The 24,499-nt window shown below is 53.5% G+C and carries 24 protein-coding genes; 9 read left to right on the top strand and 15 right to left on the bottom strand.

Annotated elements, in window-relative coordinates; translation table 11 throughout:
- Positions 1-317 precede the first annotated feature (317 nt).
- The 4 genes from OLX77_RS08730 to OLX77_RS08715 all read right to left on the bottom strand — a co-directional run bounded on the left by OLX77_RS08730 (position 318) and on the right by OLX77_RS08715 (position 3,437).
- Complete coding sequence (locus tag OLX77_RS08730; RefSeq protein ID WP_307633211.1) at positions 318-794, bottom strand: Ros/MucR family transcriptional regulator; 477 nt, start codon at positions 792-794, stop codon at positions 318-320.
- Positions 795-1,088: 294 nt separating this feature from the next.
- Positions 1,089-2,018 carry a GGDEF domain-containing response regulator gene (locus tag OLX77_RS08725; protein WP_307633210.1) on the bottom strand — a complete coding sequence of 310 codons (930 nt, stop codon included), beginning with the start codon at positions 2,016-2,018 and terminating at the stop codon, positions 1,089-1,091.
- A gap of 43 nt (positions 2,019-2,061) precedes the next feature.
- Positions 2,062-2,931: an HDOD domain-containing protein gene (locus OLX77_RS08720; protein WP_307633209.1), complete on the bottom strand. Its 870-nt coding sequence runs from the start codon at positions 2,929-2,931 to the stop codon at positions 2,062-2,064.
- A gap of 182 nt (positions 2,932-3,113) precedes the next feature.
- Positions 3,114-3,437 carry a hypothetical protein gene (locus tag OLX77_RS08715; RefSeq protein WP_307633208.1) on the bottom strand — a complete coding sequence of 108 codons (324 nt, stop codon included), beginning with the start codon at positions 3,435-3,437 and terminating at the stop codon, positions 3,114-3,116.
- A gap of 239 nt (positions 3,438-3,676) precedes the next feature.
- On the opposite strand from OLX77_RS08715, the gene OLX77_RS08710 reads away from it, so the two are divergent.
- A complete protein-coding gene (locus OLX77_RS08710) occupies positions 3,677-3,946 on the top strand; it encodes an FmdB family zinc ribbon protein (protein WP_307633207.1) in 270 nt (89 codons plus the stop codon).
- 6 nt (positions 3,947-3,952) lie between these two features.
- On the opposite strand, the gene queA is transcribed toward OLX77_RS08710, so the two are convergent.
- Complete coding sequence (gene queA, locus OLX77_RS08705) at positions 3,953-5,071, bottom strand: tRNA preQ1(34) S-adenosylmethionine ribosyltransferase-isomerase QueA (protein WP_371877470.1); 1,119 nt, start codon at positions 5,069-5,071, stop codon at positions 3,953-3,955.
- Between the two features lie 54 nt (positions 5,072-5,125).
- Positions 5,126-5,326, bottom strand: a complete 201-nt coding sequence (locus tag OLX77_RS08700; RefSeq protein WP_307633205.1) for a DUF2065 domain-containing protein — start codon at positions 5,324-5,326, stop codon at positions 5,126-5,128.
- A 93-nt stretch (positions 5,327-5,419) separates the two neighbouring features.
- On the opposite strand from OLX77_RS08700, the gene ispG reads away from it, so the two are divergent.
- The 3 genes from ispG to OLX77_RS08685 all read left to right on the top strand — a co-directional run bounded on the left by ispG (position 5,420) and on the right by OLX77_RS08685 (position 10,572).
- The gene (gene ispG / locus OLX77_RS08695; protein ID WP_307633204.1) at positions 5,420-6,568 is read left to right on the top strand and encodes a flavodoxin-dependent (E)-4-hydroxy-3-methylbut-2-enyl-diphosphate synthase; all 1,149 of its coding nucleotides are present in this window, start codon (positions 5,420-5,422) and stop codon (positions 6,566-6,568) included.
- Between the two features lie 85 nt (positions 6,569-6,653).
- The gene (locus OLX77_RS08690) at positions 6,654-8,378 is read left to right on the top strand and encodes a proline--tRNA ligase (RefSeq protein WP_307633203.1); all 1,725 of its coding nucleotides are present in this window, start codon (positions 6,654-6,656) and stop codon (positions 8,376-8,378) included.
- Between the two features lie 37 nt (positions 8,379-8,415).
- Positions 8,416-10,572 carry a RelA/SpoT family protein gene (locus OLX77_RS08685; RefSeq protein ID WP_307633202.1) on the top strand — a complete coding sequence of 719 codons (2,157 nt, stop codon included), beginning with the start codon at positions 8,416-8,418 and terminating at the stop codon, positions 10,570-10,572.
- Positions 10,573-10,731: 159 nt separating this feature from the next.
- On the opposite strand, the gene rpmB is transcribed toward OLX77_RS08685, so the two are convergent.
- A complete protein-coding gene (rpmB, locus tag OLX77_RS08680) occupies positions 10,732-10,926 on the bottom strand; it encodes a 50S ribosomal protein L28 (protein ID WP_307633201.1) in 195 nt (64 codons plus the stop codon).
- A gap of 440 nt (positions 10,927-11,366) precedes the next feature.
- Here rpmB and resB point away from each other — a divergent pair, with 440 nt between their 5' ends.
- The 4 genes from resB (at position 11,367) to OLX77_RS08660 (ending at position 14,500) form a co-directional block, all read left to right on the top strand.
- Positions 11,367-12,722, top strand: coding sequence for a cytochrome c biogenesis protein ResB (resB, locus tag OLX77_RS08675; RefSeq protein ID WP_307633200.1), 1,356 nt, complete (start codon positions 11,367-11,369; stop codon positions 12,720-12,722).
- 9 nt (positions 12,723-12,731) lie between these two features.
- The gene (gene ccsB, locus OLX77_RS08670) at positions 12,732-13,577 is read left to right on the top strand and encodes a c-type cytochrome biogenesis protein CcsB (RefSeq protein ID WP_307633199.1); all 846 of its coding nucleotides are present in this window, start codon (positions 12,732-12,734) and stop codon (positions 13,575-13,577) included.
- A gap of 152 nt (positions 13,578-13,729) precedes the next feature.
- Positions 13,730-14,023, top strand: a complete 294-nt coding sequence (locus tag OLX77_RS08665) for a cytochrome c3 family protein (RefSeq protein WP_307633198.1) — start codon at positions 13,730-13,732, stop codon at positions 14,021-14,023.
- A gap of 171 nt (positions 14,024-14,194) precedes the next feature.
- The gene (locus OLX77_RS08660) at positions 14,195-14,500 is read left to right on the top strand and encodes a hypothetical protein (protein ID WP_307633197.1); all 306 of its coding nucleotides are present in this window, start codon (positions 14,195-14,197) and stop codon (positions 14,498-14,500) included.
- A 185-nt stretch (positions 14,501-14,685) separates the two neighbouring features.
- Here the strand turns inward: OLX77_RS08660 and OLX77_RS08655 are convergent, their stop codons facing one another.
- The 5 genes from OLX77_RS08655 to OLX77_RS08635 all read right to left on the bottom strand — a co-directional run bounded on the left by OLX77_RS08655 (position 14,686) and on the right by OLX77_RS08635 (position 18,924).
- Positions 14,686-14,922, bottom strand: coding sequence for a hypothetical protein (locus OLX77_RS08655; protein WP_307633196.1), 237 nt, complete (start codon positions 14,920-14,922; stop codon positions 14,686-14,688).
- 37 nt (positions 14,923-14,959) lie between these two features.
- Complete coding sequence (locus OLX77_RS08650; protein WP_307633195.1) at positions 14,960-15,313, bottom strand: MerR family transcriptional regulator; 354 nt, start codon at positions 15,311-15,313, stop codon at positions 14,960-14,962.
- A gap of 91 nt (positions 15,314-15,404) precedes the next feature.
- Positions 15,405-16,589: an NrfD/PsrC family molybdoenzyme membrane anchor subunit gene (nrfD, locus tag OLX77_RS08645; RefSeq protein WP_307633194.1), complete on the bottom strand. Its 1,185-nt coding sequence runs from the start codon at positions 16,587-16,589 to the stop codon at positions 15,405-15,407.
- Positions 16,590-17,714: 1,125 nt separating this feature from the next.
- Positions 17,715-18,146, bottom strand: coding sequence for a cytochrome c3 family protein (locus tag OLX77_RS08640; protein ID WP_307633193.1), 432 nt, complete (start codon positions 18,144-18,146; stop codon positions 17,715-17,717).
- A 22-nt stretch (positions 18,147-18,168) separates the two neighbouring features.
- The gene (locus tag OLX77_RS08635) at positions 18,169-18,924 is read right to left on the bottom strand and encodes a 4Fe-4S dicluster domain-containing protein (protein WP_307633192.1); all 756 of its coding nucleotides are present in this window, start codon (positions 18,922-18,924) and stop codon (positions 18,169-18,171) included.
- 360 nt (positions 18,925-19,284) lie between these two features.
- Here OLX77_RS08635 and OLX77_RS08630 point away from each other — a divergent pair, with 360 nt between their 5' ends.
- On the top strand, positions 19,285-21,690 hold the full coding sequence (locus tag OLX77_RS08630; protein ID WP_307633191.1) for a sigma 54-interacting transcriptional regulator: 2,406 nt from the start codon (positions 19,285-19,287) through the stop codon (positions 21,688-21,690).
- A gap of 87 nt (positions 21,691-21,777) precedes the next feature.
- On the opposite strand, the gene OLX77_RS08625 is transcribed toward OLX77_RS08630, so the two are convergent.
- From OLX77_RS08625 to OLX77_RS08615, 3 genes are all read right to left on the bottom strand, one after another.
- Positions 21,778-22,224 carry a MerR family transcriptional regulator gene (locus OLX77_RS08625; RefSeq protein WP_307633190.1) on the bottom strand — a complete coding sequence of 149 codons (447 nt, stop codon included), beginning with the start codon at positions 22,222-22,224 and terminating at the stop codon, positions 21,778-21,780.
- Between the two features lie 20 nt (positions 22,225-22,244).
- Complete coding sequence (nrfD, locus tag OLX77_RS08620; RefSeq protein ID WP_307633189.1) at positions 22,245-23,438, bottom strand: NrfD/PsrC family molybdoenzyme membrane anchor subunit; 1,194 nt, start codon at positions 23,436-23,438, stop codon at positions 22,245-22,247.
- A gap of 89 nt (positions 23,439-23,527) precedes the next feature.
- Positions 23,528-23,686, bottom strand: coding sequence for a hypothetical protein (locus OLX77_RS08615; protein WP_307633188.1), 159 nt, complete (start codon positions 23,684-23,686; stop codon positions 23,528-23,530).
- Between the last annotated feature and the right edge of the window lie 813 nt (positions 23,687-24,499).

Raw genomic sequence — 24,499 nt, 5'->3', positions numbered from 1 at the left:
GTCAAAAACACAAAGGGCCCGGCCCTTGAAGCAACAGAATAAAACGGCAAAGCGGCGGGCATTGTCAGCGCAATGTTCTGCAGGAGTGACACCCATGCCGGTCTCAGCCAAAACATCTTGATTATACACCAGCCATGACAAGATGTAAAAGTGGGGCACTATGCTGCGGATTCAGGGAAAAGTCAATATCCATCCCCTCCCGGAACCGGCACAGCCCCACAGGAGAGAAGCCCGCGCCATAACAAAAAAAGGAGGGCCCCGACCATCCGGTCAGAGGCCCTCCTTGAAGGACAACTTGGCGCACCACCTGCCAGGGACTATTTTTTATCGTTGCCCGCCTTCTTGGCCTGGCCGCTTTTCTTCCGCTTGGCAATGGCCTTACGTAAATTCTCCGGCAGACCACGGTCCTTGCCCGCTTTCTTGCGCCTTTCGGAGAGGGCCTTTGCACAAAGAGGCTGGCGCAAGGGAAATCCCCATTTTTCCCGATATTCTCTGCCGGTCAGGCCATGGGAGCGCAGATGCTTTGGCGACAGCATCTTGAATTCTTGACCACATTCCAGGCAGACTATTTTATTTTTCTGGATGGATTTTTCCGGGGCCATACCTGGTGCAGTTCCCACCACACCAGCTCCTTCTGAAGTTCCAGCCTGCAATTTTGCTTCGCCTGCCTGCAACATCTGCAAGGCATTAAAAGTAGATTGCAAGGCCAGGGTTATTTCCTCAGTATTCATTGCCTTTGAAGCACACTGCGACTGAACCAGATCAGCCGCCATTTCGACAAGCGATTTACCCATTCTTATTCCCTCCGCTATTGATCGTTACCCGTGAACAACATACAGACTTATAGGTATCGCAAAACAAAATCCAAAGCAAGTTTTTTCCAAAACAAGATCAAAGAGGATCAACAGACGAACAGACAATGCTTTTTCATTACACAGTCATTTTCCGCCACTCATTCCCTACATCACCAAGAAACAATGATCAGGACAAAAAAAAGCACTTGCCGCCAAAACAGGAACAAGTGCTGCACGTTTTATTGTGTTTCCCACCGAACTGCCGCCATTTTACTGCAGCCAGCAAAGCGACTGTTATGTGTCCCGCCGATCAATCAGATAATTACTGCCATCCAGTTTTTTCACGCAATGCTTAAGCTGAGAGGCAACCGAAGAAACCTCGCCATAATGGGTGAATTTGCCGCCACCGGTAGTCACCGCCGCAATGGAAAGGCTCAATAGCCCGAAGCGGGTCTCGCGGTCCTGCCGATCACGGCCGACAAACTCACCAACCGCGATGTCTTCCGCACTCAGGAACATGTTCCGCACCAGATCAAAATTGGCCAGGATCTTTTTGCAGACCGGCTCCACCATCTCTTCCCGAACGATGAACACAAAATCATCCCCGCCGATATGACCGACGAAGCTGCCTTTCCGGGCCAACTCGTCCACAACATTGACCATGACCCGGGCCACCATAAGGATCACTTCATCACCCCGAGAAAACCCATAGCGATCGTTATAGGGCTTAAAATTATCGATATCCACATAGCAGACCGCATACCCGTCCGGCTCCCCGAGCACCCGCTGGATAGCACGGATAATCGAGGTGTTGCCGGGAAGCCGACTGAGGGGGTTATTGTCAAAGGCCCGAATCATCCTGGATTCGGCAAGGCGGATCCGGGTGAGCAAGACCTCGGGGGTAAAAGGCCGGGTGATGATATCATCCACCGGATAATTATCCCAATCCAGCTCAACCTGAAGCTGGTCCTCGTCCACGACCAGAAAAATAGGAATATTGGCCTTTTGCAGACAGGCCTTCACAGCCCGAATCAATTCGACATCACCGTTTTTTCCGGAAAAACCCTTTTCCGTAATCAACAGATCCGGCGGATCTTCCAGCACCAACGCCAAGGCATCATGCAGATTGGAGCAATGCTTCAGGGTAAACCCCTTGGCGTCGAGGAGCAGACGACATTCCGGCATGATCAGCGATTCGCTGCCCGCAATCAGGATCCGGGACATGAGCGCTGCTCCATCATCTGGGCTCGGAGAACAGGGAAAGCCCTCATGCCGCGCCTTCCGGACCGGTCTGAATATCGAGACTGAACCCCTTGACGTCCCACAATTTTTCCTCAATCTCCTGCAGCAACGGGTCAATATCTGCGGGGGCAAGAGCCAGCAGCTTCCACGCCTTGTTGTTCAAGGGCGGCACCCAGATATCTCCGGCATGACCATAGCCAAGGCCCCGGATCATGATATTGGCGAAATGAACAATGGCGCTGGCCTGCTGCTCTTGCTTGGCCAGCTGCGGATCATGATGGCAGGCGATGGGCTCGACCAGCTTGTTTGGCAGATTCCAGCTCTTGGCAAGCCAGCTTCCCACCTCGGCATGGTCCAGGCCCAGGATCTCCCGTTCCGCCTCAAGCCGGGAGATTTTTTTCTCCTGGGAGAGTTCGGTAATCTGGGCGTACTCCCGAGGCAACTCCATCTTAATGGCAACCTTGCCAAGATCATGGATAAGCCCGGCGGTGCTGATCTCTTCCGGATCCTTTACCCCCAGATGCCGCGCCAAAACGTTACAGACCACGGCACAGCCCAGGGAATGCTCCCAAAGCTCCACATCCTGCGACTCCATGACCTCAAAAATGGAGGCACTGATGATCAGACTCTTGATAACATTAAAACCCAGAAGAATGATGGCACTGTTCAAGGAGCTGATCCGCTGGGGAAAGCCGTAAAATGCAGAATTGACCAGCTTGAGCAGCTTACTGGCCAGGATATGATCCTTGCTGATCACCCTGCCCATCTGTTCCGTGGTAGTATCCGGGTTCTCCGCCATCTTGCCAAGTTTGGCTACAATTCCGGGCAGGGTCGGCAGATTTTTTATCTCCCGCAACACCTTTTTAAACTGGGCACGCTTTTGCTCATCCATCATAAACCGCCATTCAGAATGTGGACCATTGCACCATCGCAAACGGCACAAAAACCGTACCGACAGTGAAAAAAATATCTTGGTTATTTCATCGCAAGCGCTAAAAAATAATTAAAACAACTGGAACATTACGTCTGAACAAAACGACAGGAGAAGCCACAAAAGAACGGACAGAATCGGACAAATTATTCTGTCCCGGCTCCCAACTTCCGCGAGGCCGCCAGCTTTGCCTGGATCCGCTTTTTGAGATACATGAGCGGGGCAATGTCTTCAACCCGCTGAAAACGCAGATCGATCTCATGCAATTCCTCCTGCAGGGTCTTTTCGTCCCCCAGGATCACGGGATGCCCTTCCACCGTGATATCAACAACGTCCATGTTGATCAAGCGCTCGATCAGGGCCGGGGTCAACGGTGTTCCCGCCCCGCAGAGCACCATCCCCTCGGGATTAAGAATTTCCTTGCCCAGAACCATTCCCGGGCCAGCTTGGCCTATCAGTATTCTCTGCACGCCTGTTCCTCTTTGTTTTTTTCCTGGGACAAGCCATTTCCCGCGTCCCGACAGGGAATCCGTCCTCTAACATTGACAGATCAGGCAACCGGCATTAAATTATAGCCCATTTCTAAGAATGGCCATACTGTAAAGTATAGCAATTTTACAGATGTTTCGCTGGAAACAAGCAAAAAATCTGTTTCCGGTGCTTTTTTTTAACATATCACCGTACTGGACTCAAAACGGAGGGACCAGAAATGCCGATTTACGAATACCAGTGTGAGGCCTGCCAGGATATCATCGAAGCACAGCAGAGCCTGGCCGAAAAACCACTGACCACCTGCCCTGCCTGCACCGGCACGCTCAAGAAACTTATCTCCCGCAGCTCCTTCCAGCTGAAGGGCGGGGGATGGTACTCCGATGGTTACAGCAACACCGGCAAGACAACCACATCCTGCCAGACGGCAAGCTCCGAGGCAGCTCCGGCTTGCCCGGCCAAGGAAGGTTGCGCCTGCAAGTGCGACTGAACACCATCACCCTTGGGGATGCTTGGTGATCAAGACCATGGCGTCCCCGTAGCTGTAAAACCTGTACCCCTTCTCCACCGCCTCCCCGTACGCCGCAAGAATCCGTGCCCTGCCAGCCAGGGCGCTGACCAAAAACAACAGGGATGATTGCGGCAGATGGAAGTTGGTGATCAGGTTGTCCACCACCCTGAACTGATAGCCCGGATAGATATAGAGATCACAGAAGCCGCTGCGGGCCAAGACCTGCCCCATCGGCTCGGCGGCAAACTCCAGAGCCCGTACGGAAGTGGTCCCCACCGCCCAAATTCTCCCGCCTGCAGCCCGGGTTTCGTTGACCAGCGCGGCGGTTTCTTCGGAAACCTTGAGATATTCGGCGTGGATCGCATGCTCGCGGATATCCTCAACCCGCACCGGGGCAAAGGTTCCATACCCGACATGCAGGGTGACCTGGGCAATGCGTACCCCTTTCGCCTGAATCCTTACCAGAAGCTCGGGGGTAAAATGGAGCCCGGCGGTAGGCGCGGCCACCGCCCCGGGATTTTCAGCATACACCGTCTGGTACCGTTGCCGGTCTTCCTCGCTCTGCCCTTCTTCCCGACGAATATATGGGGGCAGGGGCAGTTGCCCGTGCGCTTCCAAAAGGCGCGCCAAATCTCCCCGATAGCGCAAGGTAACCCGCACCTTACCGTCACCAAGTATCTCCCGCACCGTCCCCACCAGATTCTCGGAAAAAAGCAGTTGTCCTCCGGGCTGCGGCCGCTTGGCGCTTTTCACCAGCCCTAGCACCTCGGCCTGCTGCCACCCCTCCAGATCCCCATTATAAGAATCTGCTTCCCCCACCGGATATTCCAGAATCAACAGCTCCGCCTTGCCGCCGGTTTCCTTTCTGCCAAGCAGGCGGGCGGGGAAAACCCGGGTGTTGTTCACCACCAGAAGATCCCCGGGGGCAAGATAGTCACAGATGTCGGCAAATTTCCGATCCCTGGTCTCTCCGGCCAGGCAATCCACCACCAGCAGCCGGGAGGAATCCCGGCGACTCAGGGGGCGCTGGGCGATATTCTCCTCGGGCAGCACGAACTGATAGGAGGCGAGAAAAAAATCAGCGTTGCTGGCCATGGATTCCATTCACAGAGAAAAGGTGCGGGGAAATGGGGAAAAAACGGACACAAGGCCCGCCCGTCAGGGAAAAAGCCCGGTCCGCTGGGTGAGATAGCAGAGGAGCAGCCCAAGAGCAAGGGCAAAGAGGCCCGTGGCCCGCAAGGCCCCAGCAGGCATCTGACCGATCCGGGCAAGCCACCGCTGCATGCCCTCGGGAAAAAGGACATAGGGAATCGCTTCCAGGACAAAGATAAGACCAAGCACGGTGACAAAAAGTTTCATGGCCGCACCCTACCAGTTGACCGCCGTTTTTTCAATACCAGGATACATGAACCAGAACTCCCCGAATTGAAACAATCTACTGGACATATTCCGATGCATTACGCACCGGCAAAAGAAGGATGCAGGAAGAAAAGCAAAAGTGTATACTCTCGCACCATGATCACCCGTAAAAAAACACGACAAATCAAGGTTGGCAACGTCCCGGTGGGTGGCGACGCCCCCATTGCCGTGCAGTCCATGACCAATACCGATACCCGGGATGTGGCTGCGACTGTGGCCCAGATCGAACGCCTTTCCGAGGCGGGCTGCGAGATCATCCGGGTTGCGGTCCTGGACCTGGAGGCGGCTGCGGCCATCACCCGGATCCGGGAGCAGATCACCATCCCGCTCATCGCCGATATCCATTTTGACGCGCGCCTGGCAATCGCCAGCATGGAGCACGGCGCCCAGGGGATCCGGATCAATCCCGGCAACCTGGGCGGCCCGGACAAGCTGGCCCGGGTTGTGGCTGCGGCAAAACAGCACCGGGTGCCCATCCGGGTCGGGGTCAACTCCGGCTCGGTGGAAAAAGATATCCTACAAAAATTTGGCCACCCTACACCGGAAGCCCTGGTGGAAAGCGCTCTGCGCAATGTCCAATTGCTGGAGGCACTTGATTTTGACCAAATCAAGATCTCCCTCAAGTCCTCGGACGCACTCAACACCCTGGAAGCATACCGGCTCTTGTCCAGCCAATGCGATTACCCCCTGCATCTCGGGGTCACCGAAGCGGGCGGCCTCATTGCCGGCACGGTCAAATCCAGCGTGGCCCTGGGCATTTTGCTCTACGAAGGCATCGGCGACACCTTCCGCATTTCGCTGACCCGCGACCCGGTGGAGGAAATTCGGGTCGGCTACGAACTGCTGAGGAGCCTGCACATCCGCGAACGGGGGCCGGAGCTGATCTCCTGCCCCACCTGCGGCCGCTGTCAGGTGAACCTCTTTTCCCTGGCCGAACAGGTGGAGCGCCATATCCAGAACATCGAAACCCCGCTGAAGATCGCGGTCATGGGCTGTGTGGTCAATGGCCCGGGCGAGGCGAAGGAGGCCGATATCGGCGTGGCGGGCGGCCACGGAGTCGGGATTATTTTCAAGAAGGGCCAACTGTACAAAAAGGTGGCCGAGGACAAGCTCCTGGCCGTTTTCCTGGCCGAGATCGACGCCATGATTGAAGAGGCGCGGCAGAACGCACACAAGCCATAAACGTTTGCATTTTAGAAATTGAGACACATTTTTCGTTCCCAGTGAACGATTCACCATAATCCTTAACTGCTTACCCAGGTGCCCCATGCGTTTTTCCCAGCTTCTCATCCCCACCCTGAAAGAAACCCCCTCCGAGGCCGAGGTGGTCAGCCACCAGTTGCTGCTCCGCGCCGGATTTATCCGAAAGCTTTCCTCCGGGATATACTCCTACCTGCCCCTGGGCCTTGCCGCCATCCGCAAGGTCGAACGCATTGTCCGCGAGGAGATGAACCGGGCCGGGGCCCAGGAACTGTTGCTGCCCATGGTCCAGCCCGGCGATCTCTGGAAGGAATCGGGCCGCTGGGAAAAGTATGGCCCCGAGTTGCTCCGTTTTACCGACCGGCACGGGCGGAAAAGCTGCCTCGGCCCCACCCATGAAGAGGTGATCACCGACCTGATTCGGCTCAACGTGCATTCCTACAAGGAACTCCCCCTGAATCTCTACCAGATCCAGACCAAGTTCCGGGACGAGATCCGGCCCCGTTTCGGCCTGATGCGCGGCCGCGAGTTCATCATGAAGGACGGCTACAGCTTTGACGCCAGCGAAGAAGGGGCGGACGCCACCTACCGGAAGATGCACGAAGCCTACCACCGGATCTTCAGCCGTTGCGGCCTGGCCTTCCGGGCGGTGGAAGCGGACACCGGCACCATCGGCGGCAGTTTCTCCCACGAGTTCATGGTCCTGGCCGACACCGGCGAAGACACCGTGGTGATCTGCAGCAAATGTGAATACGCAGCCAATATGGAAAAGGCCCGCTGCCTGGAACCGCCTGCCATATCGCCACCACCCCTGCTCGCCCTCACCAAGATCGAAACCCCGGGCAAAAAGAAGGTGGCTGCGGTCACGGAATTCCTCAACATTTCAGCCAAGGAGCTGGTCAAGACCCTGGTCTATATGGCAGAAGACAAACCGGTGGCGGTACTGCTCCGCGGGGACCACGAGGTGCAGACGGTCAAACTCGCCAATGCTCTGGGGGTGAACACCGACAACCTGCGCTTGGCCGAAGACAAAGAGATCTTCGACACCACGGGCACACCCAGCGGCTACCTCGGCCCCATCGGCCTGACCATCCCGGTGCTGGCGGACAACGAACTGGGCCGGATGCACAACTTCGCCATCGGGGCCAACGAAAAGAACTTCCATCTGCTCAACGCCAATCTTCATCGCGATTTTACGGTGCAGACCATCACCGACCTGCGCCAGATCACCAGCGAAGACCTTTGCCCCACCTGCGGCGGTGGCCTGGAGTTGACCCGCGGCATCGAAGTCGGGCATATCTTCAAGCTGGGCACCAAATACAGCGAGGCACTCAAGGCAACCTTTTTGGACAACCAGGGTGCCGAGCAACCCTTCATCATGGGGTGTTACGGCATCGGGGTCAGCCGCACCGTGGCCGCGGCCATCGAGCAGAACCACGACAAGGACGGGATGATCTTTCCGCTGCCCATCGCGCCCTTCCAGGTTATCCTCCTGAATCTCTCACCCAAGGATGAGGCGATCAGCGCGGCAAGCAGCCAACTGTATGATCAGCTGAACAAGAGCGGCATAGAAGTGATCCTGGACGACCGCGATGAACGGCCGGGGAGCAAGTTCAAGGACGCTGACCTCCTCGGCATCCCCTATCGGGTCATGGTCGGCAAATCCTTCAGCGAAAAGGGCGAGGTGGAGATCAAAGACCGGGCCACCGGCACCACCCTGAACCTCCCCCTGGCCGAGGCCGGAGCAAAACTCGTTGCCCTGGTTCACGACGCCCTGGCCCCGCCGCAATGAACGCGGCGCAACAACCATAATCTCCGCCTGCAATCGCATGGTTACTATAGAATCCATAAGCGAACGGGCCAGGGGCTACATGCCCGAGGAAGACCTCGCCCTGCTCACCAAGGCCCATGCCTTTGCCGATGAATTTTATTCGGGCAAGCATCGCCTTTCCGGTCGGCCTTATCTGTACCACGCCCTCATGGTTACCGACATCCTGGCAACCATGCGCCTTGATGTGCCCACCTTATGCGCCGGCCTCCTGCACGGGGTGCTCAAAAAAGCCGAAAACCTCAAAGAGACGGAAAAGACTCTGCGCGAGACCTTTGGCGACGATGTCACCAACATCGTCAAGGGTGCCACCAAGATCACCGATGTCCAGTTCAACAGCCATCTTGCCTACCAGGCGGAAAATATCCGGAAGCTGCTGCTGGCCATGTCCTCCGACATCCGGGTTCTCCTGGTCAAACTTGCCGACCGTCTGCACGATATGCACTCTCTGCAACATGTGGGGCGCGAGAAACAGCTGGAATTCGCCCAGGAGACCATGGAGCTCTATGCCCCCCTGGCCAGCCGCCTCGGAATCGACTGGCTCAAACGGGAGCTGGAAGACCTCGCTTTCGCAAATCTCCATCCCGAGGAATACGAGGATCTCGCCGCCAAGGTCCACACCTCCCTCGCCGATCGGGAAACCTATGTCGATGAGGTCAAGGCGCTGCTCAACCAGAAACTCAGCGAACATGGCCTCAAGCAGTTCCGGGTGCTGGGCCGGCCCAAACATCTGTACAGCATCTACAAAAAGCTCGTGGCCCAGAATATTCCCTTCGAACGGGTGTACGACAAGGTTGCCTTCAGGATCATCGTTCCCTCGGTCAAGGAGTGCTACGAAGCGTTGGGCATCATCCATTCGCTGTGGCCGCCGGTGGACGGGCGATTCAAGGATTTCATCAGTACCCCGAAAGGGAATATGTATCAGTCGCTGCATACCTCGGTTGTCGGGTTGCGCGGGGAATTCATGGAGGTCCAGATCCGCACCGAGGAGATGGATCAGATCGCCAAGGAAGGCATTGCCGCCCACTGGGCCTATAAGGAAGGCAAGGCCATCACCACAAAGGACGCCAAGCTTTTCAAATGGCTCAAGCAGCTGGTCTACACCCTTCAGGAATTGGAAGATCCCAAGGAATTTCTCGATGCGATCAAGGGGGAACTCTACGAGGAGGAAATCTTCGTCCTGACCCCCACCGGCGAGGTCAAGGAATTCCCCAAGGGCAGCACCCCCATTGACTTTGCCTACAGCATCCATACCGAGGTTGGCAATCACTGCACCGGCGCGAAGATCAACGGAATTATTGCCCAACTCAAAACCCAGCTCAAAAACGGCGACCTGGTCGAAATCCACACCTCGCCCAAACAAAAACCGAACCGCTCCTGGCTGGGCCTTGTCAAAACAGCCCGGGCCAAAAGCCGGATCCGGCAATGGCTCAATCAGGAAGAACGGGAAAGAACCTTGCATGTTGGCCGGGAAATCTGCGAGCGTGAGCTGAAACGGCACAACATCAGTCTGAAAAAACTGATCAAGACCGGGCATCTCAAGGAACTGCTTAAGAACATTGCCTGCAACTCCCTTGACGACCTCATGCGCCGCATCGGCTCGGGCAAGATGATGGTGCAAGCGCTCATCAAGGAGCTGCAGCCCGAGGAAATCCGCGAAACCCTGCCCGAGGATATTGTTCAGGAAGCAGCCCACCCCAGGGGTGGCAGAAAGCAAGACCGGGACAACATTATCCTGGTGAGCGGCGCGGATAATGTCCTCACCAAGATCAGCCATTGCTGCATGCCGGTACCCGGAGACGAGATCGTGGGCTTCATCACCTCCGGCAGGGGTATTTCCGTGCACAAGGCGTCCTGCCCAAATCTCTCGGCTTCGGACCAACAACGGCTTATCGCCGTCAATTGGGCCGAGAACATCAAGGCCACCCACCGGGCTCAGATTCAGGTAATCGCCCGAGACCAGAAAGGGCTATTGGCCACCCTGAGCAATGCGATCAGCCACGACGACGCCAATATCCTCACCCTCGAAGCCACCACCTCAAGCGGCGGAATAGCCAAAATCTCTATAATCCTTGAAATAAACAGCAGGGACCATCTGTTCCGTCTGCTACAGCATGTACAACAGCTTGATGGTGTCTTGGAGGCGAGAAGAACCTAAGGGCCTGTTTACACAGGCCCTCGCTCGGGAGGAGAAAACCTATAACGAGGAATCGGTGCCGACAGCCCCAGATCCCCTGCCGGCGCATTGCGCACAAAAAAAAGCCCCGACTTCACGACAGGAAGCATGGGGCTGTCAATAACCGATTTCGGAGATTGTTCAGGCAGGCTTAACCACGGCACCGGAACGGATACAACGGGTGCAAACACGAATATGCATGCCATTGCCACCGGAGGTAGCCATTCTTACACGCTGCAAATTCGGCAGCCAACGCCTTCTGTTCTTATTATTGGCATGGCTCACATTATTGCCGGTATTGGGGCCTTTTCCACAAATCGCACATTTTTTTGACATGACAAAACTCCTTTAACAAACCGCGCCAGCGGGTATCTTGAAATCACTATACAGAGAGAGCCTGAATTCTGCCGGGCTGATCCCTTTTCAAAGAGGAAAATGTATACACCTTCTCCCTGCGCTTGACAAGTGTTTTGTTCTCTTTTTTTATCAACCCCGGAAAAATCGCGGGACCAATAAAAAGACCGGAACAAACCGAGAGGGGCGCTGTCTTGTTACAAACTAAGGATACCATGCCTGTCTTTTCGACTCTCCCCAACACGACACGGCGCAGACTGACCTCGCCGCCTTCTCGGGAGTTTTTTATTGACAGCGCACAGCAAACACAGGTAGAGATTACAGACAATTATCTTATTCGTTATACTGCCACCAAGACAGGGCTATCTGCCTTTCCCAGCCAATCTTTTCCCCTTTAAAAAACACCTCGTCACAAGGGTCCTATGAAAAAAACAGATAATATGGTTTGGCGGTTTTTCGCCTCCGTCAGGCTTGCCCTCTTTAGCCTGCTGATCCTGGCCACGACCTCCATCATCGGCACGCTTATTCCCCAAAAGAACCCCGCCGATTTCTACATCGAGGCCTTTGGTCAACGCACCGCGCAGTTCTTCCAGATGCTCGATGTGCCCGACATGTACAACTCCTGGTGGTTTCTTGCCCTGCTTCTCCTGTTCAGCATCAACCTCGTGGTCTGCACCATCGACCGTCTGCCCAATGTCTGGCAGATGGTGGTGCTGAACAACCTGGACACCGAGCCGGAACGGCTGGAGAAGATGCCGCACCGCCATCTGTTTTATGGGGCCGGAGATGGTGCCGCCCTTGCGGAAACCACCACCGCCCTTCTCGCTAAAAACGGCTGGAAATCACAGAGTGACAATAAACCTACAGGCATACTTCTCTTTTCTCAGAAAAATGCTTGGAGCCGTCTAGGCGTCTATGCTGTGCACTTGAGCATCCTCATTATCTTTGCCGGAGCCATCATCGGCTCCCTGCTCGGGTTCAAGGCAGGCGTGATGATTCCGGAGGGGAGCACCACCGACACCGTTTATGAAACCGGGACCGGAAAACCTATCCCCCTTGGTTTCACCCTACAATGCGACGACTTCAACGTTACATTTTACGCCGACGGCACAACCCCTAAGGAATTTCGCTCCGATCTCTCCGTCCTGGAAAACGGGAAGCTCGCAATTGACAAGCGGCCCATCATCGTCAACGACCCCTTGGACTATAAGGGGATCACCTTCTATCAGTCCAGCTACGAACCCATGCAGGGCTTCAATGTCCTCATCACCAACAAGAACACCAAGGTCAGTCAGTTCTTCCAGATCCCCTTTGGTCAGAAAATCAGCTGGAGCGAAGGCGGCATCGACTTCGGGGTTATCAACCAGGAGGTTCGCAGCCGCATGGGTGATGTGCAAAAGCTGAAGGTGTGGTTTTCCGATGGCACTGGCGAACCCAGCATTTTTTGGATGGATAACGACACCACCCAGGCCATCACCACCCCGACAGGGACATACGAATTCCAAGCAAACCAGGTATACGCCACCGGCCTTCAAGTGGCGAAGGATCCCGGGGTCTGGACCGTCTATGCCGGATGCGCCCTTATGCTGATTGGCCTTTACGTTGCCTTCTTTCTTTCCCACCGGAGAGTTTGGGTATATATTGTACGGGAAGAGACTGCGAACCGATGCCGGATCCTGGTTTGTGGCAGCAGCAACAAAAACAAGCTCGCCTTTGAAAATGAGTTTACCGCCCTTGTCGAGAGTTTCACTCACGATACCACGTTTCAAAACGCTTAAGGATTTGCCATGAACAGTTCACAACTCCTGGGCATTACCACCCTTGCCTATCTTCTCTCCGCGATGCTCTACATCGCAATCTTTGTTTTTCGGGCCAAAAAAATCGACCTCATCGCCACACTGGTCACCATCTGCGCCTTCCTGATCAATACCGCAGGCATAGGTCTGCGCTGGTACGAATCGTATCAGGCGGGGATCGGCTACGCGCCCCTTTCGAACATGTACGAGTCCCTGGTTTTCTTTGCCTGGGCCATTGCCATCTTCTACCTTGGCCTTGAGTTCAAGTACAAGAACCGGGTGCTCGGCGCTTTCTCCATGCCATTTGCCTGCCTGAGTATGGCCTATGCCTCGCTTTCCCCCCAATTCGGCAAGGAAATCAAACCGCTGATCCCGGCATTGCAAAGCAACTGGCTCATCGCCCATGTCATCACCTGTTTTGTCGGCTATGCCGCCTTTGCGGTGGCCAGTGGCATGGGGATTATGTATCTGATCAAAGACCGGAAGACGCCGGATGACGCCGGCTCCCTCCTCGCTTCTCTGCCCGAACTCAAGGTAATCGACGACATCATCCACAAAACACTGGTGTTCGGTTTTCTCTGGCTTTCCGCCGGCATTATTACCGGCGCCGTCTGGGCCAACGCCGCATGGGGTACTTACTGGAGCTGGGACCCCAAGGAGACCTGGTCGCTGATCACCTGGTTTGTCTATGCGGCAACCCTCCATGCCAGATTCACCAGGGGATGGGGGGGGCGGCGCATCGCCTGGCTGGCGATCATCGGCTTTCTCTCCGTAATATTTACTTATTATGGTGTCAACTTCCTGCTTTCCGGCCTGCACAGTTACGGGGGCAGTTAATCTGCCGAGCCTTATGGAAAATCCGGAATGGCGTCGAACCATTCTTCCTGCTTGACAAGGCTTGGCAAGTGGGTTTATAAAAGCAATATTTGTAAGTGAATGGGGATTCATAAACCCAATTTATAAACCAACCGTATCAAGGGAGAAGGACAATGAAGAAAACCGTTATCTGTTCCGCAGCCTTCGCGCTGGTCTTCGGCTTTGCAACAGTATCTGCATTTGCTGGCGACGTTGTCGTTTACGACACTGCCAAAGCGATGGGTGGCAGCAAGGTTACATTCAACCACAAAGCCCACGGGACCAAACTTGGCGATTGCAAAAAATGCCACGAAGGCACCCCGGCCAAAATCGCCATGAGCAAAGACCTCGCGCACAAGGCTCTCTGCAAAGATTGCCATGCCAAGATGTCTGGCCCGACCAAGTGCAACGAGTGTCACAAGAAGTAATTCTTTGCTCCAATTTTAATGCAAAAAAAAAGGCTACTCGAATGAGTAGCCTTTTTTTTGCCTCTCTTGTGAACCGACATGGTACGCAGGAGACACAAGCCGCCCTTCCCTCACATAAATCTATTCCTCGCTTGGCTGACTATGAAATACCCCACACTCGCACTCGCATGCATGCTGATGACTGCTCTTGGCTCGCCGGCCCACGGCACGGGAAGTCCCTTAAAAAAAGAGATTGACCAACATTCGCCCCCTGTCGGCCCGGCCGAGATCACCTTGAAAACCGAGACAGGCAAAAAACCGGCAATGCTCCCCCACGCGAAACACCAAGCCAAATTCGACTGCGATACGTGCCACAAGAACGCCAACTTCCCGACGGATAAGAAATGGAGCCTCAAGCAAGGACATGGCCTCTGCTTGAGCTGCCACAAAGCCAGAAATGAAGGCCCGACCAAATGCAATAACGCCTGTCACGAATAAATAAACCGGCTTGTTTCACAGCATAAAAAAGGCGGCTCAGTTGAGCCGCCTTTTTTATGCTTATGCATCCCTGCAACCAAGGGTCAACCATCAGTTGCTTTTGTCGCAACTGGTCGCTCACTCCTGATCACAGAAATCATAGCCATACTCATAGCAGGGGACACATCCATTGCGTTCGTCTAACCTCAGCACATCGCCTCAGGCTCGGATCCTTCCCCCTGCTTTGCCAGGGAAATCACACTGAAGATGGCGGCAACGGCAGAAAACGGACCCAGGAGAAGAAAAAGGGCAAAAGCCGCAATACCCCATAAAGCCTCGCTCAACTGCTGAAATGAAACCCTGACCGAAACCTTTTTTGTTCCCTCTTCCACACCCAAGACACCAATATTTTTTTTATCCAGACACTGCGTGATAGTAGTCATTGCTGTTCTCCTTGCTTAAAAATAGCCGCCGCACTCCTCAGGCGGCAACATCCCCTGATCTCTGCTCAACATTGATTTTCCGGGGAACAAGCCCACTGGACATAAAGGCGGTGCACTGCTTTCTTTTCTCAAAAGGACAATCGGCAATGTTCCAGCAGGGGGTGTACTGCAGCAGCTTCTTGATGGCCGCAATGCTGATTCCATGCTCATGGATCATGTCCCGCAGGCACTGAATCCACTTGATGTCATCCATGGTGTAGTAACGCCACTGCCCCTTCCGTAAAGGCTTGACCAGATTTTCCCTTTCGTAGATCCTCAGGGTCCGCGGATGCACTTCCAGCATTTTCGCCGCGGTTCCTATGGTAAAGATTGCCTTGTTATCAGATATCATTGTCTCTACTCCGGTTTGAGCTTCCCGCGGGCAGGATTTTCTGCCCGCGGGAGGTCAGTTGTCTTTACTCAGCCTCGAGTGGGGCCAGTGATCAATGATGACCGGTGTGACGGAAGGCCTTGCCGAAAAAGCGCTCGCCAAGAAGGAACCCAAGACCGACAATACCGAAACCACCCAGAGCAATCAGGAACTCGGAGACGGAGGGGACATAGGAGAGATAGGTCGGCAGCTCATCCCAACCGTTGTAGATCGGCACGATCTGGCCGGCTACGACGATGTCATAACGCTGGAAGTATGCACCGACCAAAACCATAAGGGCAGCGGCAGAGAGCGCCTGCTGGCTCTTCATCCGGGAGAGGGTCATGATCACGATGGGGGCAAGCATACCGACCACGGTCTCAAAAACCCAAAAGTTCATGGAGAGCGGACCCTGGATCAGACTCAAGGCGGCAAGACGAGCCTCCTCGGTACCACCGGCAAAGGCGGCAATGAACTTCCAGGCAGTGGCAACAACAAGAAGCACGAGTGTACTGAACATTACCTTACCGGCGCCCTGAAGACCTTCACGGGTGGACTGACTCATCTCCTCACCGCGCATCTTATAGGCCCAGTTACTGAAAAGGATGATTGCGGCGGAACCGGTCATCACTGCGGAAGCAAGAAAATAGATGGGCAGCTGTGAACCGTACCAGAAAGGACGCGAAGAAAGGGTCGCGAACACCGCACCCAGGTTGGTGTTTGCCGCAAGCTCAGCCAGGGCGCCGAGAACGCCAAGGGTAACGGCGAGAGAGTATTTCTTGGTAAGGATCAGGTAAAACTCAACAAACATGAAGCCCACGGCCATGCTGTACAAGGTTCCCATCCACCAGATATTCGAGGTCAGATTCGGGGAAAGCACATTATAGAGGAGCATGCGGTGCGGATTTTCAAGCTCAAGACCAATAATGGTAAAGCCGCCGAAGATGACCACGATGGAGAGATATACCATGCGGTTGGCAAGCGGGGTCAGACGATTGTGCCCGAAGATGTGGCTCAGAACAGCAAGCAGGCACAGGCCGGTGGAGATGATGGCGAAATAGGCGTAGTTCGCGATCAGGATACCCCAAGGCATCTCCCGGGTGTTGTTAAAGGCATGTTCATGACCGACAACCTGTGCATACAGGCCGGCGCCGACACCAACAGCCGCCAGGACCGCGCACAGAATGATGGCTTTGGTCACGGTCGGGGTAGCAACCTTTTCCTCTGCCACCTCAGCAAGTGAGAATGTGTTCAACATGATTTTTCCTCCCTAAAATTTTTACCTACACATGTACAGTTAGTTTTCAACCCACTCCCGGCCAGGGAGTTATTTTTTGTAAGCTTCTTTCAATTTCCGATTTCAGCTTGTACCCAAAACAGTTGTTGGTTCTTATTAAAGCAGGGTCGACTTTCCGGGCCGCCACCCGTTGATTGAGGAGTTTTCCCTTCCAGAACCTTTTTTAACTCTCCCCGGACACCTCCTTTTCTGTGCATACGCTTATTCGACAATGGGCTTTTCACACAACACCCCATGACATTCCTAGTACAGAGCAAAGTGCGTGCCACACCGCCCCGACACACGTTCTTTTCTTACACGTTATATATTTTCCATAGAGAAGCAGGCAGTTAGAGTTGTGCAACAATCAATTTCATAGATATAAAGAACATATATCATTACAACTTATTTGCCGCTAAGGGCTATTTATGATCCTACAACCACCAGAACATGGACGCATAATAATCCCAACCGACAGCAGCAGATTGCCACACCAAAACCACTCAATAGAACTCTATTTTCAATGAGATAAGACACAAACGACTTCGAAGGCTCCAACCAGGCACCCCTGTCACCCCCTCTCAGTCTGGGAGTACCAGATGAAGTTTTCACGTTTAAAATCAGTCATTTAACAATAATCGGCGCAACATACGCCATGGTTAGACGCCAAAACGACCAGCAGACATGACCACCGCAGATCCACCAGAAATCCCTTTCAAGGAAACCCGATTGAACGCAGCCAGCAAAAAGAAGTGAGAATCCAGCGAGATACAGAGGTTTTTCGGCAAAGCTTCATAAAAAAAACGAGCGGAAGCGACCAGAAGAAAAGGTTTCGCCAGTAGTTAAAGCAATGACTCACCTATTATTTGACAACATGAGTTACAAGTATGCCCGAACAACCCGAGGCCGCTGGAAGCGACAAAGACACCTTGTGGGCAGGAAGCCCCAAGGAAAGAGGGGGACAAAAAAAGGAGCGGAAATAAACAAAAAAAGCGGTAAGCCTTGTAACACCAAGGCTTACCGCTTCAACAAATCAGAAGGCATCCAATCCTCTCCACCGTATCGCTTATCGCAAAAACGGACGGAGATCAACCTCTCAAAAAAAGATCAATGCTTCTTTCCGGCGTCCTTACCCTGGGGTGCGGGGCCGGTCAGACGATTATACCCTTTTACCCCGACATGACAGGTTGCGCAGCGGGTGTTGGAGGCAAAAGCCATCTGCCCGTCATGACACGCTCCGCAGTATTTCCCTTTATACAGGGAGGCCATGGTAAAATCCGCATTCCCTTCGGCAGTCCCGGCAGCCATTTCAAAAATCTTGTCATGGCAATCCTCACAAGAAAGACCGGCATCCATGGTGTGGGTTTTATGGACAAAGGCAACACCCTTCACCGGCTTTGCCCAGACAATGGGAGCCTTCGGCCCATAGGCCTCCTCATCGTAGGCTTCCTCACCAAAAGACAGGCTGGAAAAAACAAGGAGGCCAACAACCGCCACCAAGCCCACCATATTCATTACGCTCTTATTATTGCGTTTCATTACGGCCCTCTCCGCTGTTTGGTTAATCATTCATGTAAAACACGTTGGGCATGGCGCCGGTCTCAGGCCGAAGAACCCAAACAACCTTTTCAGGCTTGTGGATCAACTTATACGCCTCACTGTTATAATCGGTGAGATCACCGAATATACGAACGCCGGCCGGGCAGGCAGCAGCACAAGCCGTTTTGCTCTCACCTTTTGACAACCGGGTATCAAAGCAGAAATTACACTTGTCAACAGCCCGATTCTCTTCCTTAAAATAACGGGCATTATAGGGACAAGCGGCCATACAGGTCTTACAGCCGATACAGCGCTTGTAATCCATCATGACAATACCGTTTTTCTTGTCCTTATAGGTTGCAGTAGTCGGGCAAACCCGAACACAGGGCGGTCGGTTGCAATGGTTGCAGAGCACCGGCATGAACACCCGCTCTTTCTCACCCTTGCCGATCTCCCGCTCCTGCTGGAGAATGGTGGTACGATACCCATACGAGGGAACGCTGTTGGTCTTCACACAGGCTTCCATGCACCGCTCACAATCGATACAGCGATTCTGGCGCATAACCATGGTGTAGTGAGGGCTGTAGGGGAAACTTCCGGCAGCGGGCACCGGGCCCATGGCACTCTCGGCGTTACGCGCGGAGGTCAGGGAAAGCACGGAACCGCCCACAAATACACCGGTTACCGCCAAACCAAAGCGAAGAAACCGGCGCCGCTCCTCAGAAGGAAGGGCATCTGCCCCCTCATTCTTGAGTTTTTCAAGATCATTTATCTTCATTCTCACATCTCCTCAATGTATTTCAGAAGGGTGCTCGGCCTCTTCCACCCCTCAGGAATCGGATAATCCAGAAGGTACTTAAGCAGTTAATCGTTGGATTAATTGCCGATGGATAAATTCAGGTCATTGTAATTTGACAAACCCGCATGTCAAGATAATTTTAACGATTTCAGGGCAAACTTTCCTCTCCACTCACAACCGACAGGTTCTCTGTTTTTACAACTTTCTCCTTGCGACAAGAAAAAAACACGCTGCCACTCGCCTTTCCGCAAGCATACTTCGATTTTTTTTGCTATATCTTTAATATGATTCAATAATGATTCTTAATAATCACCTCAAATTCAATAGAAATACTATTTCATGACCATGGACTCCAAAAACACCCCTCCTTCTTCTCCGGCCGTGCAGGAAGCGGTTTTCACCGTCAATGAAACCTGGCAGATCACCTCCTTCAACGAGGCCGCCGAAAAACTTATGGGCCTCAAGCATGGGGAGACCATCGGCAAGAGCTGCCAGGACGTTTTCAGCGGCACCGGCAGGTTCGAATCCCTATGCAGCCTTTATGGCCCGCTGGCCTCTGGTCTTGCCATGCACGGACTGCGCGTGGTAATGAACAAACCGGAGAGCAATGAATCTGTCATTCTCCTGGTCACGGCAATCCCGATTCCCGACAAAAACGGCAAACTCTCCGGGGCAATCGTCACCCTCCGCGATGCCAACGATCCTGGCCAGATATATCCGCTGGTCCTAGACAGCATTGCGGACGGCGTCTTCACCGTGGACAAACTCTTCCGTATCACCTCCTTTAACAAGGCGGCCGAGCAGATTTCCGGCTGGACATCCCAAGAAGTGGTCGGCTCCCCGTGTCGCGACATCTTTCATTCCAACATCTGCGGGGCTGACTGCATCCTGGCCCAGAGCATTAATGAAGGGAAGTCCATCGTCAATCGCTCCATCTATATCAAGGGAAAGAATGGCCGGACCATTCCCATCAGCATCAGCGCCTCACCGCTTCTGGACCCGGAAGGTCAGGTTATCGGCGGGGTCGAGACCTTCCGGGATGTCACCTCCAGCCTGCAACAGGATCTCATCCTGGACAGCATTGCCGACGGCGTTTTCACCGTGGACCGAAACTGGAACCTGACCTCCTTCAACAAGGCGGCCGAACACATCACCGGCTGGCACAAGGAAGAGGTCCTCGGCAACCCCTGCAACACTATTTTTCACTCCAGCGTCTGCGGCGACAACTGCATTCTGGCCCAAAGCGTTGAAAGCGGCATGCCCATCGGCAACCGCTCCATCTTTATCAAGGGCAAGGACGGGGAGACCATCCCGATCAGCATCAGCGCCGCCCCCCTCACCGACCCGGATGGCGACGTTATCGGCGGGGTGGAAACCTTCCGCGACCTGACCTCAGTCATGACCAAGGATCTGGTGCTGGAGAGTATCGCCGATGGGGTATTCACCGTAAACCGCAGCTGGAAGATCACCTCCTTCAACCGGGCGGCCGAATTGATCACCGGCTGGAAACGCCAGGATGCCATCGGCAAATCGTGCAGCGACGTGTTCCATTCCAGTATCTGCGGCGACAACTGCGCCATTGCCCAGAGCCTTTATAGCGGCAAGCCCGTGACAAATCGCTCCATCTTTGTCAAAAACATCGATGGCAAACAGATCCCCTTGAGCATCAGTGCCGCACCACTCCTTGACCATGAAGGCAACGTTATCGGCGGAGTGGAAACCTTCCGGGACCTCAGCGTGGTCACGGAACTCCGCAAGCAGCTTTCCCGGCGCTACACTTTTGGCGAAATCCTCAGCAAGAGCGTTTCCATGCAGCGCATCTTCAGCATCCTGCCGGAAATCGCCCATAGCGAGAGCAATGTTCTTGTTCTCGGAGAGTCAGGCACCGGTAAGGAACTGGTCGCCCGCGCCATTCACACCTCGAGCCGACGCAACAAAGGCCCTTTTATGGCGGTCAACTGCGGAGCCCTTCCCGAAACCCTGCTCGAATCGGAACTTTTCGGCTACAAGGCCGGCGCCTTCACCGATGCCAAGCACGACAGACCGGGTCGCTTTGCCAGCGCCGAAAAAGGCACTCTTTTTCTCGACGAAATCGGCGACATCCCTGCTTCGCTCCAGGTCAAGCTTCTGCGCGTTCTCCAAGAAAAGGTATACGAGCCTTTAGGATCCAACAAACCGGTAAAGTCCGATGTGCGGATCATCGCCGCCACCAACCGCAACTTGCAGTCCCTTGTTCAGGAAGGGCTCTTCCGGGAAGATCTCTTCTACCGCCTGAACGTGGTAAAAATCATGCTTCCCCCCTTACGGGATCGCATGGAAGACGTTCCCATGCTTACCGAACACTTTATCAAACAATTCGGCACCCAGCAGGGCAAGGATATCGTCGGCATCTCCGATGAAGCCTTGAGCATTCTCATGCGCTACAACTTCCCCGGCAACATCCGTGAACTGGAAAACATCATCGAATACTCCTTCATCCTTTGCCACGGAGGTCTTATCAGACCGGAACATCTACCCGAACCCTTTGCCCCTAAATCACAGGACAACCATCAGCCCGGCGCCATTCCCCTCCACAAACCCCTCCCTCTGGAGGAAGTTGAAAAACAGGCGATTCTCCAGGCCCTGGAACGGAATCACTGGCGGCGGATGATTACCTGTCGCGAACTGAAGATATCCAAAGACACCCTCCGCCGGAAGATAGAGCGGTATGGCCTGATAAATCCCCTTGAGGAAGAGCTCGACTAGACCTCCGCCGTGGCGATCCAAACATAAAAAAAGGCCGAAGAGAACGCTCTTCGGCCTTTTTTTATTAACTATTGACTACCAATTGTATCAACTGCGCCCTACCTGCTTCTTGCGGCCTGAACCGGCATTTTTCTTGGCTCGGTCGGCCGCCTTGGCTTTTTTTTCGGCCACCTCATCGCCCGCGACACGCAGTGATCGCGGCACAGCCTTGTCAAAAAGACATTCACATGTTTCGTGCACCTCACTGGGGCATTCTGCAATCTCCCAGCATGGGGCAAGGGTCAACAACCTTTTCAGCCCAGGAATACTGATTCCTTGATCGTGAATCATGGACCGCACACACGACACCCACTTAATATCATTCAAAGAATAGAGCCGTCGGGATCCTGTATGCTGGGGATGAACCAGCCCTTCTGCCTCGTAGATACGAAGTGTTCTCGGATGAACATCCAACAGCTTTGCTGCCACCCCTATGGGGTAAATCGGCAAATCTGGCCGCAAAGGCTGGATGGCCGTTTTTTTCTTGGCCACCATAGTCGTTCTCCTCTGCGTGCTTAGTGATCCTCGGACAGATGCCCCCTGAAAAGCTTTTCACCCATAAAAAAGCCCATGACACAGAGGCCCATGGCCCCGGCAGTGATGACGATCTCATGCAGGGAAGGAGTATAGGTGAACAGATGGGGCATATCAACGACCCCAAGCTCATGGTACCATGGAACGATCTGCCCCACGACCACCAGGTCGTAACGCATGAAGAAGATACCGACGATCCCGGAGACAGAAGCCCAGAAGAGAATGGGCATATTCTTAGCGCGGGCGGCAAGGATCATGGCAAAAGGAATGACCATGCCAAGCATCACCTCGCCAAGCCAGAAATTCAGGGCATAGGGGCCGCTTACCAAAGCCATCATGGCCTCATACTTTCCTGGCGGCTGCCCACTGATCCCGGAGATCATCTTCCAGGTGGTAAAGAACATGATCACCGCAATCAGGGTTGCCCCTAATTTTGCCGTAGCCACAAGAGAGGACTCAAGCTTCTCGCTCATTTTCCAGCCATTGGCACGGTAGCCAAGATAGTGAAAGAAGATTACCGCAGCACAGCCGGACATCATGGCAGAGGTGATGAAATAAATCGGCATATACGGGCCATGCCAAAATTCCCGCCCACCGAGCAGGCCAAAAACCGCGCCGAGATTACTGTGTGCGGCAATACCGGAAATGACCCCCAAGAGACCCAAAGTCCCGGCGGTCTTGTGCTTGCCCATCTGCAAAAGGGCAAACTCAACCACCATAAAGAAGAGGTAGGCACCGTACAGCGTTCCCATCCACCAGATATTGGAAGTGGGATTCGGGGATAACATATTGTAGATCGGCATCCGCCAGGGATTTTCGATCTCGAACCCGATCACGAAAAAACCGGCGACAATGGTAACGATTGCCATGAATACGGAACGTTTGGCAATAGGCTTGAATGCCTCAACGCCAAAAACATGGCCGATGGAAGAAACCAGGCACAACCCGGTTGAACTGACCACGAAAAAAACATAGGTGGCGATGAGCAATCCCCAGGGAACATCCCGGGTGACCCCGAAGGTATGTTCATGTCCGGCATACATGGAATGCAGGCCGGCGGCAAGGCCAAGAGCAGCAAGCAGGCCGCCGATGGCAATAGTTACATTGTAGGAACGCGAGGGGCTGGCAACCAAGCCACCCTCTTGCGGCAACACATCAGCTAGAAAATTATTCATGGGACAACACTCCTTTTGCGTAAATGAATCGTTTTAATCTCTGATCCTACATGACGAAAACCTTACCTTCCAATCGAACCCAGCAAGCTTCATCGCAATGTTTCCTCATTGGCTTGGATCAACGGTTTGATCTTGAGATCAAATACGGTATGAAGTGTTGCACCTCCAATCCAGAAAAGTAAAAACAGTAGACCTTCCATTTTTTTCTCCTCAATCAAACGACCTGATCGCACAGGCTTTTGGTTCATCGTTGATCCGAAAGGAATGGCGGCTCCGAACGAATCACTCCAGCGACGTACCAGACTATCTTCCCCTTCTCCGTGGCCCTCCTTTGCGCTTTATTATCTGTAAAAAAACTCCAGGGAGGCTTTAAACGGAAACCACCCAAGTCCAATGCTATTAATTTCAAATTACATAATGGAAAAAGCCATTGTCAAGTTTTTATTCTTTTAATATTCCCATTTTTGGTATTTTTTTCGTGCACATTTAGCCCATTTTCTAATTACCACGAAACCGAAAGGCGCAATATCCCATTCCTTGACAACATAAACACGCAAGCATGGGCAAACAAAATAGTTCGATAAAACAAAAAGATCAAAACAAAAACAGAACAAAAAAATACCACGATAGACAAGACGCCTCCGTGAAAAAACCTATCGCGTCAAAACGGTGAAGCCATCTCAATATGGAGAAAAATGATCCGACATACTCCGCGCATGGAATCAAAATAAGCCAAGCGCATCCAACTTTATCCGCACGTAAAAATTCAAACAACCCCAAAAATATATTATTTTTCATTATCCAACCTGCCAAAATAACAGCACATTAAAATGTTCAGACGACAACAAAAGCCAAGGGATTAGAGCAATGGCACGCACATTGCTTCATACAAAACTAGGGACAACATGATTTTTCGATCATGTGAGAAAAAAGACAAACGACCTTCTGTCTTTCCGCAAAAGCGGACTCAATCAGCCCCTTCTTTGCAAAGGCTCCTCGGTGGCGGCCGAGGAGCCTTTGTTCTTTCCCTGCCCACCCCCCAAAAGAACCTACCCCAAGAA

The organism is Thiovibrio frasassiensis (genome assembly GCF_029607905.1).
In the GTDB taxonomy this organism is placed as follows: Bacteria; Desulfobacterota; Desulfobulbia; order Desulfobulbales; family Desulfurivibrionaceae; genus Thiovibrio; species Thiovibrio frasassiensis.
The sequence above is the reverse complement of the archived record's forward strand: the minus strand, read 5'-3'. Positions and strand labels throughout refer to the sequence as shown.